We start from the raw sequence: 17,983 nt of genomic DNA, 5'->3' as shown, positions 1-17,983 counted from the left end.
GATGAAGTGGTATTTGGCGTGCATGCTGGCGCTGTTCGTTTCGTATGCATCCGCGAACGAGCGCGACGCACAGTCGCACTACAGCATGATGCTGACGGGGTCGGTCGACATAGATCGGGAAGGTGCCGTGACAGCGCACCAGCTCGATCAGGAGAGCGCGCAACTGCCAGCGCCTGTCGTTGCGTGGGTCGCGCAAGTCGTGCCGAAGTGGCGGTTCGCCTCGCAGGCCGTCGACGACGGACAGACCTCGGTGCGCACGCCGATGAAATTGCGCGTGGTCGTGGAGCCGTCCTCCGACCAGAAAGAAGAGCCGCGCATTCGCATGGCGAGCGCGGCCTTCGGCGAACTGCCGCCCGAGTCGCGCGTCACGTTCAAAACCCCGCCAAACAAGTCTGTGCTGTCCTTTCCCATCGAACCCGATGGCACGAAAGTCACCGGCCATGTGTATCTGGCCATCCAGGTGGGCCGCGACGGCAAGCCTATGCAAGTCATGGCAGAGCAGGTCAATCTCACGATGTTCGATCGCCCGCGCGCCACGGAGCGACGTCGCGAAATGCTGGCACGCGCGGCGCGCAGCATGGCGATGAACTGGCAGTTCGCTCCGCCGTCTGCGGGCTCGAATGCTGCGGCATCGAATTGGACAGTCCGCATCCCCGTGGCTTTCCACGCGGAGGAACAGGCGGCGCCGGCAATCGGCCAGTGGGAGCGTTACCTGCCAGGCCCGCGACGGGAGATCCCGTGGATCACGCGCTCGGAAGACGAGGGGTCGGGTGTCGACGCCTTGGCCGCCGGAGAACTTCGAACGCTCGGCACCGGCGTGCAGCTGCTGACGCCACTTGACGAGGCCCCTTCCACGTAAATCACGGGCAGCAATGTCGCGCTACGATTCCCCCATGCGCGACATCCACCAACTCGTCACCGACTGCTTCAACGCCCAGGGCCTCATGCACACCCTGGGCACGCGCCTGGTCTCCGTCGAACCCGGCGAAGTCCGCATCGCGCTGACGCCATCGCCCGCGCTCACGCAACAGAACGGCTTCGTCCACGCCGGCGCGCTGACCACCATCCTCGACAGCGCCTGCGGCTACGCGGCGATGACCGTCGCGCCGGAAGGCTGCAACGTGCTCACTGTCGAATTCAAAGTGAATCTCCTGCGCCCCGCGCTCGCCGACGAATTCCTCGCCATCGGCAAAGTCGCCAAGGCGGGCCGCACGTTGACGGTGTGCACGGCAGAGGTGATCGGCACGCGGGACGGGGAAACGAAGACCATCGCGATGATGCAGGCGACGATTGCGAACGTGCCAGCCCCGTAACCGCCGCTTTCGCTGCGTTCGCATCCCGCGCGACGCCCGCGCGTACGCTCCCAGCGCATGGCCTTCCGCTACATCGCCCCCACGCGTCCGCTGCCGCCCGCTTGCCGCTGGCTGTTGCAGGAAGGCTCCGCGCACCTGCTGTGGAACGCCGGCTGCATCGCGATGGTGATGCGCGATCGCAACGGGCGCTGGCACACGCAGATCCAGTGGCGCATGGCGGTGTTGCAGGCGCCGTGCGGCTCACAGGCGCAGGGCATGCGTTGGATCGAGCGGTGGATGGAGAAGCGGAGCGGGTTGCCGGGGAGCGGGGCACGGAAGGAGGTGCGGCGGCCGGGGTGGGTGGCGTTCGGCGCGCGGGCTGGCATCATCGACAGGCCGAGGCGCACGCATCCATGACCCAAGCCCCCACCGCCGAAACGCTCCACCACCACTTCCGCCCCATGCGCGGGCGTGACCCGAGCGAGCCGCATCGCGTCGCCACGCCGCTCGAGCTGCTCTTCGACCTGACCTTCGTCATCGCCTTCGGCACGGCCGCGTCGCAATTCGCGCATGCGCTCGCGCAGGGCCACTACGCCAACGGGTTGTTGGGGTTCGGGTTGGCGGCCTTCGCGGTGTGCTGGGCCTGGAGCAACTTCACGTGGTTCGCGTCGGCGTTCGACACGGACGACTGGTTGTTCCGCCTCGCCACGATGGCGCAGATGAGCGGTGTGCTCGTATTCGCGCTCGGGTTGCCGCGGATGTTCGCGTCGCTGGAGGTCGACGACGGACGCGTCGACATCGGGATCATGGTGCTGGGCTACGTGATCATGCGTCTGGCGATGGTGTTCCAGTGGCTGCGTGCGGCGCGGCAGGATCCGGTGCATCGCCAGACGTGCCTGATGTATGCGCTCGCGATCTCGGTGGCGCAGGCGGGGTGGTTCGCGATGATCTTCGCCCACTTTCCGCCGGTGCTGACGGGCGTGGCGATCGTCGCGCTCATCGGCATGGAACTCGCGCTGCCCTGGCTCGCCGAACGCCTGCACGGCGGCACGCCGTGGCACGCGCACCACATCGCCGAGCGCTACAGCCTGTTCGCGATCATCGCGATGGGCGAGGGGATCGTGGGGACGGTGGCGTCGCTGTCCGCAGTCGTCGATGTCGAAGGCTGGTCGCTGGACGTCGCGCTGGTGTGCATCGCCGGCGTGGGGCTCACCTTCGGCATGTGGTGGATGTACTACATGCTACCCTCGGGGTACGTGCTGCACGTGCATCGCCGGCGCGAGTTCAAGTGGGCGTACACGCAGTTGTTGATCGTGACCTGCATCGTCGCGACGGGTGCGGGGCTGCACGTTGCGGGCTACTACTTGCAACACCAGGCGCAGATCAGCGCGGTGACGACCTTGCTCGCGACGGCGATCCCGGTCGGCGTGTACATCCTCGCGATCTACGGTTTGTACTACTACCTCGTGCGGCGCTTCGACCCCTTCCACATGTGGCTGTTGGCCGCGACGGTGGCGGTGATGGTCGGTGCGATCTGCGCTGCCGTGGCCGGCGTCGACATGACGGTGTGCTTGTGCCTGTTGATGCTTGCGCCGGTGGTGACCGTGATCGGATACGAATGGCGCGGGCATCGGCATGAAGCCGCGTCGTTGAACAATTAATGCACGTCCTCTAAAATTCGCTCCGCATACCCCGGCTAGCTCCTCTCCTCACACGCGGCACGTGAGTGAAGGGTCCGGGGTTTTTTATTGCACAGATGCATCTGCGCATCCCGCGCCGCAACAACGCATTCGCCGTCGCATCGCGGTCATCTGCGAATGGATGAGTCGTCCGTTCGTCGGCGTATCCGTCGGTTCACCAACCTTTGTCATTTGTTTCGAACCTGTCTCGTGCCAATGATCGGGGCTCGGAACAGGACGACAGGCCGTCGTCCGCCGAATCGGAAGGAGACGCGCATGCGTTACGCCCCTGTTGTCGCGCTTTCCGTCGTGTTGTTCGCCAGCGGTGCCGCGCTGGCGCAGGAAGCGCTCGGTTCCATCGAGGTCAAGGCAGAAGACTCGGAACGCACGATCACCATCGCGTGCAGCGATCCGGCGACGCCCACGCTCAAGGAAGTGGAGGCGGTCCTGCAGATCAACGATCCGACGCAGTCCAAACCGCTGCGCGACAAGTTGATGGCCGCGGCCGCCGAGGCCTGCACGCAGAAGGTGCCGAAGATCATCGTCATGCGTTCTGCGACGGGCTCGTTGACCTGGAAGCCGATGCAATAGCGCACGCGCGGGGCACGCGCCCTGCGTGGAGCGCCCGCGGCCCCGATGCAACAACGGGGCCGCGCGCCGGAGTCTTGCTGTCGGAAACGCGTGTTTGATCAGCGCGCCACGCTTTCCGTCGGCGCCAGCCACTTGAGCAGCACCGAGCGCAGCGCATCGGGTTCGAAAGGCTTGCCGATGAAGTCGTCCATGCCCGCGTCGCGGCAGCGCTGGCGGTCGTGTTCGAGCACGTTGGCGGTCATCGCGATGATCGGCACCTCGCGCAAGCGGGCATCGGCGCGCAGCGTGCGCGTGGCCTGCAGGCCATCGAGCACGGGCATCTGCATGTCCATCAGGATCAGCGCGTAGTCGGTGGCGCGCGCGCGTTCGATCGCCTGTGCGCCATCGTCCACGACATCCACTTCGACGCCCAGGTCTTCCAACTGCGCGCGCGCGACTTCCTGGTTGAACAGGTTGTCTTCGGCCAGGAGGATGCGCCGTCCGCGCAGTTGCGAGACGTCGACGTCGGCAACTGCGACGTCGGCGTTCGCCGGCGCTTGCGTGATCTCGAAAGGAAGCGTTAGCCAGAACGTGGCGCCGCGCCCGGGAACGCTTTGCACGCCGACGTCGCCGTGCATCGCTTCGGCGAGCTTGCGGGAGATCGACAGGCCCAGGCCCGTGCCGCCGTAGCGGCGCGTGGTCGAGGCATCGGCCTGGTGGAAGGATTTGAACAGTTGCGCCTGCACGTGATCGGGGATGCCGACGCCGGTGTCGCGGACCTGGAAGCGCAGGCGCACGCGTTGCCCGTCCATTTCCAGTACGCACGCGGCGATCGCCACTTCGCCGGCGTCGGTGAACTTGATCGCGTTGCTGACGTAGTTGACGAGGATCTGTTCGATGCGGAACGCATCGCCGAGCAGCCATTGCGGTACATCGTCCGCCACGTGCAGCGTGAGCTCCAGGCCCTTCGCCGCCGCGCGTTCCATCGCCATCGCCACCACGTTGCGCAGCGATTCGCGAACATCGAACGCGACGTGTTCGATCTGCAGCATCCCCGCATCGATCTTCGAAACATCCAGCACGTCGTTGATCACGCGCAGCAGGAATCCGCCGGCCTGGTGGATGCGGTCGGCGAAGCCGCGTTGCCGCGCGGGGAGTTCGGATTTCAGCAGCAGGTGCGACATGCCGATGATCGCGTTCATCGGCGTGCGGATTTCATGGCTCATGTTGGCCAGGAACGTCGACTTGGCGGCATTGGCGTCTTCGGCCGTGCGGCGCGCGCGTTCCAGTTCCTGCAGCGCTTCCGCGAGCTTGACCTCGGTGGCGTGCTGTTCGGTGATGTCCAGGACATGGCCGCGGAACAACACGCCTTCGGGGACCGCCGTCGGGATGCCGAATGCGGTGAGCCAACGCCGCTCGCCGGTCACCGCGTGGGTGATCGGATATTCCACGCGCACGGGCGTCAGCGACATCGCCGCGGCGCCGACCTGCATGCGCACCGGCATCACGTCGTCGGGGTCCATCAGTTTTTCGAAGTTGCCGTAGTCGGCCATGATGTGTTCGACCGGCAAGCCCGACAGTGTCGAAGCCGGCGCGCTCGCGAACATCAGCGAAGTCGTGCCGTCGAATCGCACGAGGTATTCGATGATCGCGCCGGGCACGCTGTTGGCGACTTCGTCGAGGCGCTTGCGACGCGCTTCGGATTCGGCCAGTTCCGCGCGCAGGGCCTGCGTGCGCCGCGCGAGCCACGCCGCGGCCGCAAGGGCGATCAACGCGATCACGCCGAGCGCGCTAGCGAGCATTGCTTCCATGCGTGGCCACGAAGGCGTCGACGGCATCGGCCAGTTCGGCGACGCGGACGGTGGCGTCGTCGACGAGCGAAGCAACGAGTGCGGGCGAGGAACCGATCGAGGCGGCGTCTTCGAGGGTGTCCAACAGATCGGAGGTCGACATGTCGTCGACCTGGGCGCAGGCGGACTTCAGCTTGTGCGCGACTTCGGCGATGCCGCGCAGGTCCAGGCGCTCGCGCGCCTCCCCCAGCAGGCGCAGATCCTCGCGCGTGGCCGCACCGAACGCGCCCAGCACGCGCACGAGCGTCCCTTGGTCGGGGAACAACCGGCGCATGGTGGAGAAGCGTTGGTCCTGCATGGGCTTGCGCAGCCTTTCAAAACTGCGAAAACCCATCCTGCGCCCGCTTCAACGGTCGGGACAAGGCGATGGTGCAACGGCCCGACGGCCGGCAATGGCCCGATTGGTGGATGGGCCCCGGCCGCGAGCTTAGCCGGCGGCCGTTTTGACCGCGGTCGACTGGAGCGTGGGCCAACGCGCGAGCACCGAGGCGTGGATGCCCGCGACGTCCAGGCCCGCTTCGGCGAGCAACTGCTCGCGGCTGGCGTGGTGCTGGAACGCGTCGGGCAGGCCCAGGTGCAGCACCGGATGCGCGAGCCCTTCGGCGGCGAGCAGTTCGGCCACGCCGGAACCCGCACCGCCGGCGACGACGTTGTCTTCCAGTGTCACGAAGCCTTCGTGCGTCTTCGCCAACTCGAGCAGCAGCGCGCGATCCAGCGGCTTCACGAAGCGCATGTTGACGACGGTGAGGCCGAGTTGTTCGCCGACCTGTTGCGCCGCCGGCACGATCGCACCGAACGCGAGCAGCGCGATGCGCGCACCCTTGCGGCGCACGTCGGCCTTGCCGATCGGCAGCGTGTCGAGCGTGTCCTGCACGGCCACGCCGGGCCCGGTGCCGCGCGGATAGCGCACGGCCGTCGGGCCGACGTGCCTGAAACCGGTGGTGAGCATCTGCCGGCATTCGTTTTCGTCGGCCGGCGCCATGACGACCATGTTCGGCACGCAACGCAGGAAGCTCAGGTCGAGGTTGCCGGCATGCGTCGCGCCATCGGGCCCGACCACGCCGCCGCGGTCGATCGCGAACAACACGTCGAGGTCCTGGATCGCCACGTCGTGCACGAGCTGGTCGTAACCGCGTTGCAGGAAGGTCGAATAGATCGCGACCACCGGCTTGGCGCCTTCGCAGGCCATGCCCGCGGCGAGCGTCACCGCGTGTTGCTCGGCGATGGCGACGTCGAAGTAACGCTCCGGATACTCCTTGCTGAAACGCACCAGGCCCGAGCCTTCGCGCATCGCCGGCGTGATCGCGAGCAGCGTTTCATCGGCGGCGGCCATGTCGCACAGCCAGTCGCCGAAGACGTCGGTATATGTGGGCTTCTTCGCGCCGGGCTTGCTCACCAGGCCTTGCGCGGGATCGAAGGGACCGACGGCGTGATAGCCGATCTGGTCGCCTTCGGCGAGTTCGTAGCCTTTGCCCTTGGTCGTGATGATGTGCAGCAGCTGCGGACCCTTGAGGGTCTTGAGCGTCTTCAGCGTTGCGACGAGCGCATCCACGTCGTGGCCGTCGATCGGGCCGGTGTAGTGGAAACCCATTTCTTCGAACAGGGTGGAAGGCACGAACATGCCCTTCCAGTGTTCTTCCCAGCGCCGCACGAATTTCGCGGTCGGGTTGTTCTTGTCGCCGAGCAGTTTCTTGCCGCCTTCGCGCAAGGCGTTGAGCGTCTTGCTGCCCGTCATGCGGCCGAGCATCTTGGTCAGGCCGCCGACGTTTTCGGAGATCGACATCCGGTTGTCGTTGAGGATCACGAGCAGGTTCGGCTCGGGGTCCATGCCGCCGGCGTGGTTCAACGCTTCGTAGGCCATGCCCGCGGTCATCGCGCCGTCGCCGATGACGGCCACCACGCGGCGCGTGTTGCCCGCGTGCGCGTTGGCGATCGCCATGCCGAGCGCTGCGGAGATCGAGGTCGAGGAATGGCCGACGCCGAAGGTGTCGTATTCGCTTTCTTCGCGCTTCGGGAACGGCGCGACGCCGTCCTTCTGCTTCACCGTGTGGATGTCGTCGCGACGGCCGGTGAGGATCTTGTGCGGGTAGCACTGGTGGCCGACGTCCCAGACCAGGCGGTCGTCGGGCGTGTCGTAGAGAAAGTGGAGCGCGACGGTGAGTTCGATGACGCCCAGGCCGGCGCCGAAGTGGCCGCCGCTACGGCCCACCGATTCGATCAGGTAGGCGCGCAGTTCGTCGGCGATCGCCGGAAGCTCGTCTTCGCCGAAAGTGCGAAGGTCGGCCGGCGTGGAGATGCGGGACAGGCGCGGGTAGCGCGTGGAGTCGATCATTTTGGGGGGCTGCGACAACAAGGCGGCAATTGTAGCCCGCACGGGATGGGCGGCTGCGAAGGGGGCGCCACCGCCTTCGGAGGGAGTACAGGTCGCCGCGAAGGCGCCGATGTCCCAGAGAGGGCATCGAGGAGAACGCGCGACTGGAGCTCGGCTGCGAGATGCCCTCGAGGGGCAAGGCGTCCGCCCGTCTGGTGTGCTGGCTGTTGCCGCGGATCACGCAACCAGCGACGAATCGCGTCGGCAGGTTGCTATCGCGCAACGCAACGCGCTGCGCGCGGCGGTCGTCGTGTTGGGGGCCGCATTGCGGAGCGTGAGCTCTTGCGGAGCAATGCGGCCTCCAATGCGGCGGCCGATGCGCCCATCTGGTGGCGCAGGCAGGGACTTACTTGCCCCGCAAACGCCCGAACAGCCCGCCCTTCTGCGGTTCCACGGGTTCGGGCTCGTCCGAAACGACTTCGGCGAAGCCGGTGGCGAGGTTGGCGTTCACGAAATCCACGACGTCCTCGAAGGGCACGCCGCTGGCGGTGGCCACCTCGTCCAGAGAGGCCGGGCCTTTCATCATCGCGGTCGCGATGCGGAAGTGCTTCGGGAACTCGCGCTCGGTCTGCGGCCACTTGGTGAGGCGGTACTGCGCCGCGGGGTCGAAGCCGGGCAGCAGCTGGCCCTGGCCGGCGAGCAGCCCGCCGTACCACTGCAGGCGCGCGAGCGGTTGCGCGGCGCCGAGCGCGGTGGCTTCACGGGCGAAGGTCGCATCGTCGACCGAACCGAAATGATCGCGCTTGACCGGACCTTCGAAGTAACCGGCCAGCGGCTTGAGCGCGGCGGGACCGTGGTACTGGCGCGCGTCGGCGTCGATCAGCACCGCCGGACCGTTGCCCAACTGGTAGCGCAGCTTGCCCTGGAGTTCGCCGGGGGCGAACCAGTCGCCGAGCCGGCGTTCGCGCGGCGGGGCGACGGCAGCGACCTGCGGCGGCGCGGGTGCGGGCACCGGTGCGGGCGTGGGTTCGATCGTGGTGGGCTTGAGCGAGCCGGCCTGCACGGAGTCGGGCAGCTTCGGCGCGGGCGAGGGCGCGCGCAGGTCTTCGCGCGGCTTGAGTGGCATTTCTTCGGGTAGCTGGTCGTTCGGCACCGGCGAGGGGCTCATGCCGGAGGGCACGGCCTGCACGACGGGTTCGGCAGGCGCGCTCGCGCCGGCGCCGCCGGCGATCTGGTCGAGCATCGTGGCCACGGTCTGCGCGTTGATCGGGCGCTCCAGGCGCCAGTCGGTCTGCGTGCGCGGCGCCGAGGTCAGGCCGACGACTTGCTTGCCGGCGGCATGCAGGCGCAGCCAGCTCATGGGGCCGTACATGCTGTCCATGTCGACGACGACGTAGTCGGCCTCGGCTTCCGGAACGAGCTTCCAGCGGCCGCCCTGGGTTGCGTTGGCCTGCAGGAAGGCGGCGCGCAGCTCCGCCTCCGTGGCGGAATCCATGCCGGTGGTGCCGAGCGTCAAAGCCATCTTTCGCGAATCCGGGACAGGAAAGTCCGGAGTGTACAGCGGCGGTTCACGCGATTGAACGCGCTCGCTTGGGCAGGTGCGATTTCAGGAACGCCATCTGGTCGGCCAGGATGTGGCGATTGGAGAGGATCAGGTGTTCGATCCAGCTCGGACGGAACGGAACGGCCAGCAGGGGCATGCCTGCTTGCTGCGGGGTGCGGCCGCCCTTGCGCGAGTTGCAGTGGAAACAGGCCGAGACCACGTTCTCCCACGTATCGCGCCCGCCCTTCGACAAGGGCATGACGTGGTCGCGCGTGAGATGCGGGCGCGGGAACTCGTGGCCGCAGTACAGGCACAGGTGCTGGTCGCGCGCGAACAGTGCGGCGTTGGTCAGCGCGGGCGTGGGGTCGAGCGCCTGCGGACGCGCATGGCCCTTGGCGGCGACGATGGGATGCAGGTCGAGCACGCTCTGCACGCCGGTCGCGCGACAGATGCCGCCGTGGACGGTGATGCAGGGATCGCCGAGGGTCCAGGCGACGGCGCCGCGTGCATAGAGACACGCCGCATCCTGCCAGCTCATCCAGTCGAGCACGCGACCATGGGCGTCGAGCGAGAGCAGCCGCACCGCATGGATGCGGGCCTGCTGCATGTCGACGACCTTGCGGTCATCGACGGCGGCAAGTTCCGCAACAGGCGGAAGGACGAGGCGAAGTGGCGCTCTATCGGTCTCCATCTGGAGTCGAGCTTATACCCCTTCAATGACCAGAAGAATACCCAACTCAACCATTTACGGGCCTCAATTGCGCACTCAGTCTCCGAATCGCGCCGCGGGCATGGCCATCAGCGGTGCCACGCCGCTGGCGATCGCGAGCGCGTGCGCGCTGGTGCGCGGCAACAGGCGGGCGAAATAGAAGCGTGCGGTTTCGCGCTTGCTCGCCTTGAATGCGGCCGATTGCGACGACGCATCGGCCGCGGCGACGCTGCGCGCCCACCAGTAAGCGAGCGCGACATACCCCGAGTAGAAGAGGTAGTCGTACGCCGCCGCGCCGACCTCATCGGCATCGCCGACCGCGCGCTGGCCGACCTGCATCGTGAGCGCCTGCCATTCGGCGGCCTTCGCGCGCAGCGGCTCGATGAACTCGGCCAGAGAAGCATCGCCGGCGTGCGTGTCGCAGAAGCTTTCGATCATGCCGAGGAAGACCTGCAAACCGGCGGCTTGCTGCTGCATCACCTTGCGGCCCATCAGGTCGAGCGCCTGGATGCCGGTGGTGCCTTCGTACAGCGTGGTGATGCGTGCGTCGCGCGCGAGTTGTTCCATGCCGTGTTCGGCGATGTAGCCGTGCCCGCCGAAACATTGCAGCGCGTGGTAGGTGCATTCCACGCCCCACTCGGTGAGGCACGCCTTGACGATCGGCGTGAGGAAACCGAGCAGCGCATCGGACTGCCTGCGCTCGCCTTCGTCCTTCCCGTGGTTGGTCACGTCGACCAGCGACGCGGCGTGATAGCCGAGCACGCGGCCGCCTTCGATGAGCGCCTTGCACGTGAGCAACATGCGGCGCACGTCGGGGTGCACGATGATCGGGTCGGCGGGTTTGTCGGGGAACTTCGCGCCCGACAGCGAACGCATCTGCAAGCGTTCGCGCGCATAGCGCAAGGCGTTTTGATACGCGCGATCCGAAACACCCAGACCCTGCAGGCCGACGGCCAGGCGCGCGGTGTTCATCATCGTAAACATCGCCAGCAGGCCTTTGTGCGGCGCGCCGATCAGATAACCCTGCGCGCCATCGAAGTTGATGACGCAGGTGGCCGAACCATGGATGCCCATCTTGTGCTCGAGCGCGCCGCAACGCACCGCGTTGCGTTCGCCCATCGTGCCGTCGCGGGCCACGCGCATCTTCGGCACGATGAACAGCGAGATGCCCTTTACGCCCGCGGGTGCATCGGGAAGGCGCGCGAGCACCAGGTGCACGATGTTTTCGGTGAAGTCGTGCTCGCCGGCGGTGATGAAGATCTTGGTGCCGGTGATGGCGTAGCTGCCGTCGTCGAGCGGTTGCGCGCGCGTCTTCAGCAGGCCCAGGTCCGTGCCGCAATGCGCTTCGGTCAGGCACATCGTGCCGGTCCAGCGGCCTTCGACGATGGGCTTGAGGAACACCTCCTGCTGCCAGGCTTCGCCGTGGTGCATCAGCGCTTCGGTGGCGCCGTGCGACAGCAGCGGGAAGTTGCCCCACGCCAGGTTCGCCGCGTCGATCATTTCCTTCAGCGGCAGGCCGGCCAGATGCGGCATGCCCTGGCCGCCGAATTCCACCGGCGAAACCAGGCCGCTCCAACCGCCTTCGACGAATTTCGCGTAGGCATCGCGGAACCCCGGCGGCGTGTGGACGTCGCCGGTCGCCTTGTCGTAGGTGCAACCGACGCGATCGCCGATTTCGTTGAGCGGGGCGAGCACGGTTTCGGTGAAACGCGCGCCTTCCTGGAGGATCGCGTCGAGCACGTCGCGCGTGGCGTCGTCGAAGCCGAGTTTCTGGAACAGGGGTTCGGCGCCCAGCACGTCGTACAGGGCGAAACGCATGTCTTCGAGCGGTGCGCGGTAACTGCTACCCATGCGACCGGCCCTCAGCGCAGCACGCCCGGCAAGCCGGGCACGGGGTTGAGCTGGTTGCGGCGCGTGAGCTGGAACGTGCGCGGCTTGCCCTCGGTCGAGGCGTTGACGGTGCCATCGAGCGAATAGGAGATGCCCTGGCCCGAGGCCAGCGCGTCGGCCATCGCGATGCGCGCGCCGGAGGTGGGCGTGAGCTTGATCGTGGCGATGTCCGCCGATTCGGGCCCGACGGGCAGGGCCGGCGAGGCGCTCAGCGTGCCGGCGGCTTCATCGCCGATCTTGATCGCGAGCGAGACGGTGTCGAAGGTCATCGGCACGTTGCTGTAGTTGTCGATGCGCACGTCGACCGACCAGGTGCCGTCGGCTTGCACCGTCAGCTGCTGGATGCCGACCGCCGGCTCGGACACGCGCTTGACCAGGCCGTTGCCGCCGCAGGCCGACAGCAGGGCCATCGCGGCCACCGCGCACCACACCTTCAACCCCTTCGACCGCATGACTGCCTCGCGCATTTGAAGTGCGGGCGAGCATACACGGACCGGCTGGAACCGTTCCCGGGCCCCACGTTCGGGTGAGCGCGCCGTCCTTTTTCCGGTCGGACCGCGAAATGGGCCTGTTTTCCCGACGAACGGCGAGGTTGCGTAGCCGGTCTGTCGTGTCCGGCGCGTTCAATTCCACACAGGGCCAGGCTCTGCCATTCGGGTGTCCAACAAGTCAGGACCGACGACGCGGGGAGAGGCGTCGCCGGGGGGAGAAGAAGTCGATGAAGCTGTCCGTGTACGAGCAGGGTGGAACCGTCGCGTTCCTGCCTGCCTGCTGTCTCCCGCCTCGGGAGATGTATACCCAGATGCCGGAGTCGCGTCTGTGCGGCACGGTGGAAGTGCCCGACTCGGGCCCGGGCGATTGGGGGCACATCCTGGACGGCGTGGACCACGCGCTGTTCGTTTTCATGCCCATCGAGAAGGCCATCCTCCTGTTGACCAACGGGCGCTTCCCGCGCTGAGGGCGTGGCCTCCCGAAAGGGCAATACCCCGCCCGCGACCAAGCCCCCAGACTCCGCGTGTCCCCACCCGGAGAGATCGCATGGACCGTCACACCGCGCTCCGTCCCACGCTCGTCGCGACCTGCCTGGCCGCCGTGCTCGCCTTGCCGGCCTTCGCACAGGCGCAGCAGACCACCGATGCCCCGCGCTCGATGGAGCAGACCATCGAGAAGACCGCCACCGTCACCGCCATCGACAAGGCCAAGCGTGAAGTGACGCTCAAGTCCGAAGAGGGTGAGTCGCAGACCATCGTGGTCGACCCGGAAGTCAAACGCTTCGACGAAATCGCCGTCGGCGATACCGTGCGCGCGAAGTACACCATCGGCATCACCAGCGAATTGCGCGCGCCGACCGAAGAAGAAAAGGCCGATCCGCTCGTCGCCGTCGAAGGCGCAGGCAAGGCACCGGGCGACAAGGCACCGGCCGCCGGCGCGGCGCGCATGTTCCGCGTCGTGGCGACGATCGAGGCGATCGACAAGACCAACCAGACCGTCACCCTCAAGGGGCCGGAAGGCAACCAGATGACGGTGAAGGTGCAGGATCCTGCGTTGCTGGCGAAACCGCACGTCGGCGACACGGTCGTGATCACCGCCGCCGAATCGGTCGTGCTCTCGCTCGAGAAAACGACCGCCAAGAAGTAACGCGCGATGCACCCGTGGTTGTCATCGCTCCTGGGCGGCGTGCTCATCGGGCTCGCCGCCAGCTGGCTGCTCTGGGCGAACGGCCGCATCGCCGGCGTCAGCGGCATCCTCGACAACCTGGTCAAGCGCTCGGCGCCGGCCGAGTGGGGATGGCGCGCGGCATTCGTGTTCGGCCTGATGCTCGCCGGCGGTATCGCGATGCACGTGCAAGGCCAACACGCCTTGTCGCCATCGCGCTGGCCGATCCTGATCGTCGCTGGTTTGTTCGTGGGTTACGGCACCACGCTCGGCGGCGGATGTACGAGCGGCCACGGGGTGTGCGGCATCGGGCGGTTGTCGAAGCGATCGTTCGTCTCGGTCCTCGTGTTCGTGGCCACCGGCATGGTCACGGTGTTCGTCGTGCGCCATCTGTTCGGTGCGTCGACATGACGCGCATTCTTTCGGCCTTCCTCGCCGGCGCGGTGTTCGGCATCGGGCTCGTCCTCGGGCGCATGAGCGATCCGAATGTCGTGCTCGGATTCCTAGATGTCGCCGGGGATTTCGATCCCTCGTTGCTGTTCGTGATTCTCGGCGCGACCGGCACGACGGCGTTGCTGTTCCGCTTCGTGCTGCGCCGCGACCGTCCGCTGCTCGACGCCGACTTCCACCTGCCGACCAAGACCATCGTCGATGCCAGGCTGGTGGTCGGCGCGGTGTTGTTCGGAATCGGCTGGGGCCTGTCGGGCTATTGCCCGGGCCCAGTGCTCGTGGGGGCGGGCGGGGGTATGTGGACGGCCTGGGTGTTCATTCCGGCGATGCTCGCCGGTGGCTTGTTGCAGCGCAGGATTTCCGCCGCGCGGCTGCACTGATCACGGACGCAGCGTTTCCAGATCCGCGAGTTGCCGCTCCACTTCCGCCAGCGGCCCTTCCATCGCGCGCTTTGCGAACCACGCCGGTTTGCGCCACATCACCAGCGCCGCAGCCGCAGCGAGCACGATCCCCACGCCGAGGTTGCCGAGCACGAACCACGGATTGACCACCCACGCGTCGAACCCGATCGCGCGCAGCGCCATCATCATGATCGGCACCCACATCACCGCGCCGGCGATCCACAGCACGCGTTCGCAGTGGATGCGGGTGCGGCGCAAGTGAAGCAACCGCTGCTGCACGTCGGCGACGGGCAGCGCGTAATCGACATTCGCCAGGCGCACCAGCAACACGATCGCCGTCGCCAGCAACGCGATGCCGTACGCATGGACTGCCAGCCCGTAGGCCACCAGGTGCGGCGTGCCCAGATGGTCGAACCAATAGCCGCCGCCCCACACGGCGAACAGCAAGCCGATGGCGATCTGCCCCCACTGGCCGAACGAGGCGCGCGCGAGCGTGCCCTTCGTGCGCAGCGCGAGGTTCTGCGATCGCAGTTGCGTGAGTTCGATGGCTTGCCGCGCGACGCGCGCATCCAGGGTCTTCCACGCCGATTCGAGTTCGTGCAGTTCCATGTGCGTCTCCGTCATGCGTCGGCGACTTCGCGCCGCAGGTGGGTCTTGATGCGGTTCAACCGCGTGGCGACGTTGCCTTCGGTCGTGCCGAGGACCTCCGCGCTTTCGCGATGGCTGCAACCTTCCAGGTGCAACAGCAGCAGCGCGCGGTCGAGATGACCTAGCGTGGACATTGCGCGCTGCACCAGGTCGAGTTGCTGGCGTGTTTCGACATCGACGTCGAGCGCGCCTGCCATTTGCGCGTCGTCGTCTTCCTCGAGCGATTCATGACGGCGATGCCGTTCGCGGCGTTGCCAGGAAATCGCGACGTTCAATGCCACGCGATACAACCACGTCGAGAACGCACGCGTGGCGTCGTAGGTGGGCCACGCTTGCCACAGGTGCATCGCGATGTCCTGCGTCAGGTCCGCGCGGTCGTCCGGCGTGCGCGCATACGTGGCGGCGACCTTCAGCACGATGCCGCGATGGGCGGCGAGCAGGGTCTGGAAATCGGGGGGCAGGGCGGCGGTCATGCCGGGGTGATACGCACGAGGGCGCGGACTATCACGGCGCTCCGGGGTCAGCCGGCCAGCGGCTCGCGCGCCTGGAACACGTTGCCTTCCGGGTCGCGGCCGTCGCAGGCGCGGAAGCCGCGGGTTTCGGACTCCCATTCGCGCTCGGCGGGCCACACTTCACCGCCGAGTGTCGCGGCTTCGCGCCGCACGGCGTCGATGCTGTCGACGGGGAAGCACAGCTTCACGTACGTCTCTTCACGCGTGGCCCCGCTGGCCGCGGGCGCGCCGCGCAAGCCATGGACGGTGAGCTGGAACCCGTCGCGCTCGAGCACGACATAGGTCGCATCGCCCTCCACGTGGCGCATCCGGAAGACCGTGCGATAAAACGCCGCCACGCCCGCGACATCGGCGGCGAACACCACGGCGGCAGGCAAGGGCATGCGCATGGCCCGAAGCCTACACTGGCCCGCGTGGCGTTCAACCGAACGCGCATCCCCTGCATCCAACCGCGACACGCCCGACCCAAGGCCTCCCATGTCGACCCTTCGCACGCTCGCCGCCCTGAGCCTTCTGCTCCCCCTCGCGGCCCTGGCGACCGAACGCACCACGATCACCGTCCAGCTCGACCCCGCGGCCACCGCCGCCACCGGCGGGCGCCTGATCGTCTTCGCCGTGCCCGAAGCCAAAGCCGACAAGAACAAGGACGGCAAGGTCGAGCGCATCGACGTCGACGGCTTCGACCCGCAGAAGGTGACCATCGCCGCGCAGGAAGTCCCGCGCATCGCGCCGCGCGAAGCGATCGTGGCCGACCTCGACACGCTCGCCTTCCCCGCGGCGTATTCGAAACTCGCGCCTGGCCGCTACGTCCTGCAGGCCGTGCTCGACGTCGACCACGACTTCAACTACAGCGGGCGCGAGAACGGCGATTGGTCGAGTGCCGTCGTGCCGGCGACGATCGGCAACGGCGCGTCGCTCCCGACGCTGACGTTGTCGAAAATCGCGGACACGCACGATCCCTGGGATCTCTCGCATCCCTTCATCGCCAAGGCCACGCGCGAGGCCGGTCCGGAAGCGCGCCAGCATGCGACGCGCATCGATTTCGAAAGCGCCGTTGTTTCGCGCTTCTACGGCCGCCCCATGAAGATCCCCGGCTGGGTGCTCACGCCGCCGGGCTACGAGGCGGGGAAAGACCGCTACCCGACGGTCTACATGACGCTCGGCTGGAACGGCAGCGTCGATACCTCGCAGGCGACGCTCGCCGGCCTGTACGCCGAGATGCGCGATGGCCGCGCGCCGAAAATGATCTGGGTGATGCTCGGGATGGACATCGCGACCGGCGCGCATGAGTTCACCGATTCGGTGAACAACGGGCCCTGGGGCGAAGCGCTGGTGCGCGAGTTGATCCCGGACCTCGAGCGTCGCTTCCGCATGGATGCACGCGCAAGCGGGCGCTTCACCTTCGGCCATTCCTCCGGCGGATGGGCCGCACTGTCGATGCAGATTTTTTATCCCACGACTTTCGGCGGTGCGTTCGCGACCTCGCCCGATCCCACCGACTTCCGCGACTTCATGGGCCCCGACATTTACGCGCCCGGCGCGAACCTCTATCGCAAGCCCGACGGCACCGCGTGGCCGGCGATGCGCGACGGCGGCAAGGATCGTTCGAACGCCGAAGACATGGCGAAGACCGAGCGCGTGTTCGGCGACTACGGCGGGCAGATGGCCTCGTTCGAGGCCGTCTTCTCGCCGCACGGTGGCGACGGCAGGCCGATGCCGCTGTTCGACCGCGATACCGGTGCGATCGACCCCTTCGTCGCGGCGTATTGGCGCGACCATTACGACCTCGCGCAACGCCTGCGCACGCAATGGCCCGCGTTGAAGCACGATCTCGACGGCAAGATCCACGTTTGGGTCGGCACCGCGGATACCTTCTTCCTCGACGGCCCCGCGCACCGGTTGCAGGAAACGCTCGACGGGCTCGGGGCGAAGTCGGAGTTCCACTTCATCGAAGGCCGCACCCACGGCGACGTGTACACAATCGGCGAGGACCGCAATGCCTTGCGTGCGCAGATCGCGCAGGCGATGTACAAGATCGCGCGGCCCTGAAGGCCGCGACGGCCAACGTCAGGTCGTATCGCCGAGCAACCAGGCAATCGCGTCGGGCCGCTCGCGGAACTTGCGCATGCGGTAGCCAAAGCCCGCCGCAACGGGTTCCGACGCCGTCATGAGCGCATCGGGCTGGTTGAGGAACGCGATGCGCGCGCCGCGCGGAAACGACAACGCGGTCAGCTTGTCGAGGAAGCGGACGGCCATCGCCGGTGGCTCGTCGGCGGGCCACGCGGAGGTGTAGTTGACGAGCAGGCGCTTGAAGCCGCCGCGGCGATAGCGATCCTCGAGATCATCGAGCGCGGCCATGCGCGCAGCGTGGTCGACCTCGCCGGCGTAACGCAGTTCGATGATGTCCGTGTTCGGAATCACCTTGATCGTGCTGGGCATCGATCGCTCTCCACGTGCCGTCCCCTGGTCGTC

General features: G+C 67.2%; 21 protein-coding genes. 10 read left to right on the top strand and 11 right to left on the bottom strand.

Annotated features, from left to right (window positions below):
• The first annotated feature begins 1 nt into the window (after window position 1).
• From AB4059_RS05125 to AB4059_RS05105, 5 genes are all read left to right on the top strand, one after another.
• A complete protein-coding gene (locus AB4059_RS05125) occupies window positions 2-859 on the top strand; it encodes a hypothetical protein (protein ID WP_498977202.1) in 858 nt (285 codons plus the stop codon).
• Between the two features lie 34 nt (window positions 860-893).
• A complete protein-coding gene (locus tag AB4059_RS05120; protein ID WP_498977200.1) occupies window positions 894-1,313 on the top strand; it encodes a PaaI family thioesterase in 420 nt (139 codons plus the stop codon).
• A 57-nt stretch (window positions 1,314-1,370) separates the two neighbouring features.
• Complete coding sequence (locus tag AB4059_RS05115) at window positions 1,371-1,709, top strand: hypothetical protein (RefSeq protein WP_498977198.1); 339 nt, start codon at window positions 1,371-1,373, stop codon at window positions 1,707-1,709.
• On the top strand, window positions 1,706-2,953 hold the full coding sequence (locus tag AB4059_RS05110; protein WP_498977196.1) for a low temperature requirement protein A: 1,248 nt from the start codon (window positions 1,706-1,708) through the stop codon (window positions 2,951-2,953). The genes AB4059_RS05115 and AB4059_RS05110 overlap by 4 nt, the downstream gene beginning before the upstream one ends.
• 294 nt (window positions 2,954-3,247) lie before the next feature.
• Complete coding sequence (locus AB4059_RS05105; RefSeq protein ID WP_498977194.1) at window positions 3,248-3,562, top strand: hypothetical protein; 315 nt, start codon at window positions 3,248-3,250, stop codon at window positions 3,560-3,562.
• Window positions 3,563-3,660: 98 nt separating this feature from the next.
• Here AB4059_RS05105 and AB4059_RS05100 read toward each other — a convergent pair whose 3' ends face one another.
• The 7 genes from AB4059_RS05100 to AB4059_RS05070 form a co-directional block, all read right to left on the bottom strand.
• A complete protein-coding gene (locus AB4059_RS05100; RefSeq protein WP_498977192.1) occupies window positions 3,661-5,352 on the bottom strand; it encodes an ATP-binding protein in 1,692 nt (563 codons plus the stop codon).
• The gene (locus AB4059_RS05095) at window positions 5,333-5,689 is read right to left on the bottom strand and encodes an Hpt domain-containing protein (protein WP_498977190.1); all 357 of its coding nucleotides are present in this window, start codon (window positions 5,687-5,689) and stop codon (window positions 5,333-5,335) included. The genes AB4059_RS05100 and AB4059_RS05095 overlap by 20 nt, the downstream gene beginning before the upstream one ends.
• Window positions 5,690-5,818: 129 nt before the next feature.
• Complete coding sequence (dxs, locus tag AB4059_RS05090; RefSeq protein ID WP_498977188.1) at window positions 5,819-7,723, bottom strand: 1-deoxy-D-xylulose-5-phosphate synthase; 1,905 nt, start codon at window positions 7,721-7,723, stop codon at window positions 5,819-5,821.
• A gap of 385 nt (window positions 7,724-8,108) precedes the next feature.
• A complete protein-coding gene (locus tag AB4059_RS05085) occupies window positions 8,109-9,224 on the bottom strand; it encodes a hypothetical protein (RefSeq protein WP_498977186.1) in 1,116 nt (371 codons plus the stop codon).
• 46 nt (window positions 9,225-9,270) lie between these two features.
• Window positions 9,271-9,936, bottom strand: a complete 666-nt coding sequence (locus AB4059_RS05080; RefSeq protein WP_498977183.1) for an HNH endonuclease — start codon at window positions 9,934-9,936, stop codon at window positions 9,271-9,273.
• 75 nt (window positions 9,937-10,011) lie between these two features.
• The gene (locus AB4059_RS05075) at window positions 10,012-11,805 is read right to left on the bottom strand and encodes an acyl-CoA dehydrogenase C-terminal domain-containing protein (protein WP_498977181.1); all 1,794 of its coding nucleotides are present in this window, start codon (window positions 11,803-11,805) and stop codon (window positions 10,012-10,014) included.
• Between the two features lie 11 nt (window positions 11,806-11,816).
• On the bottom strand, window positions 11,817-12,296 hold the full coding sequence (locus AB4059_RS05070; RefSeq protein WP_498977842.1) for an LEA/WHy family protein: 480 nt from the start codon (window positions 12,294-12,296) through the stop codon (window positions 11,817-11,819).
• A gap of 266 nt (window positions 12,297-12,562) precedes the next feature.
• Between AB4059_RS05070 and AB4059_RS05065 the strand changes: the two genes are divergently transcribed.
• The 4 genes from AB4059_RS05065 to AB4059_RS05050 all read left to right on the top strand — a co-directional run bounded on the left by AB4059_RS05065 (window position 12,563) and on the right by AB4059_RS05050 (window position 14,330).
• Window positions 12,563-12,802 (top strand): hypothetical protein, encoded by a 240-nt coding sequence (locus AB4059_RS05065; protein WP_498960434.1) that lies wholly within the window; start codon window positions 12,563-12,565, stop codon window positions 12,800-12,802.
• A gap of 80 nt (window positions 12,803-12,882) precedes the next feature.
• Window positions 12,883-13,482 carry a hypothetical protein gene (locus tag AB4059_RS05060; RefSeq protein ID WP_498977179.1) on the top strand — a complete coding sequence of 200 codons (600 nt, stop codon included), beginning with the start codon at window positions 12,883-12,885 and terminating at the stop codon, window positions 13,480-13,482.
• A 6-nt stretch (window positions 13,483-13,488) separates the two neighbouring features.
• Window positions 13,489-13,911, top strand: a complete 423-nt coding sequence (locus AB4059_RS05055; protein WP_498977177.1) for a YeeE/YedE family protein — start codon at window positions 13,489-13,491, stop codon at window positions 13,909-13,911.
• The gene (locus AB4059_RS05050) at window positions 13,908-14,330 is read left to right on the top strand and encodes a DUF6691 family protein (protein ID WP_498977175.1); all 423 of its coding nucleotides are present in this window, start codon (window positions 13,908-13,910) and stop codon (window positions 14,328-14,330) included. The genes AB4059_RS05055 and AB4059_RS05050 overlap by 4 nt, the downstream gene beginning before the upstream one ends.
• On the opposite strand, the gene AB4059_RS05045 is transcribed toward AB4059_RS05050, so the two are convergent.
• Genes AB4059_RS05045 through AB4059_RS05035 form a run of 3 tightly spaced genes read right to left on the bottom strand, consistent with a single transcriptional unit; the run spans window position 14,331 to window position 15,900 of the window.
• Window positions 14,331-14,960, bottom strand: coding sequence for a hypothetical protein (locus tag AB4059_RS05045; protein WP_498977173.1), 630 nt, complete (start codon window positions 14,958-14,960; stop codon window positions 14,331-14,333).
• A gap of 11 nt (window positions 14,961-14,971) precedes the next feature.
• Window positions 14,972-15,472 (bottom strand): RNA polymerase sigma factor, encoded by a 501-nt coding sequence (locus AB4059_RS05040; RefSeq protein WP_498977171.1) that lies wholly within the window; start codon window positions 15,470-15,472, stop codon window positions 14,972-14,974.
• Between the two features lie 47 nt (window positions 15,473-15,519).
• Window positions 15,520-15,900, bottom strand: a complete 381-nt coding sequence (locus AB4059_RS05035) for a VOC family protein (protein ID WP_498977169.1) — start codon at window positions 15,898-15,900, stop codon at window positions 15,520-15,522.
• Window positions 15,901-15,988: 88 nt separating this feature from the next.
• On the opposite strand from AB4059_RS05035, the gene AB4059_RS05030 reads away from it, so the two are divergent.
• The gene (locus AB4059_RS05030; RefSeq protein WP_498977167.1) at window positions 15,989-17,560 is read left to right on the top strand and encodes an alpha/beta hydrolase; all 1,572 of its coding nucleotides are present in this window, start codon (window positions 15,989-15,991) and stop codon (window positions 17,558-17,560) included.
• A gap of 18 nt (window positions 17,561-17,578) precedes the next feature.
• Here AB4059_RS05030 and AB4059_RS05025 read toward each other — a convergent pair whose 3' ends face one another.
• A complete protein-coding gene (locus tag AB4059_RS05025; RefSeq protein ID WP_498977165.1) occupies window positions 17,579-17,950 on the bottom strand; it encodes a SpoIIAA family protein in 372 nt (123 codons plus the stop codon).
• Window positions 17,951-17,983: the final 33 nt, after the last annotated feature.

The organism is Lysobacter sp. 2RAF19, from assembly GCF_052115395.1.
In the GTDB taxonomy this organism is placed as follows: domain Bacteria; phylum Pseudomonadota; class Gammaproteobacteria; order Xanthomonadales; family Xanthomonadaceae; genus Noviluteimonas.
The sequence above is the reverse complement of the archived record's forward strand: the minus strand, read 5'-3'. Positions and strand labels throughout refer to the sequence as shown.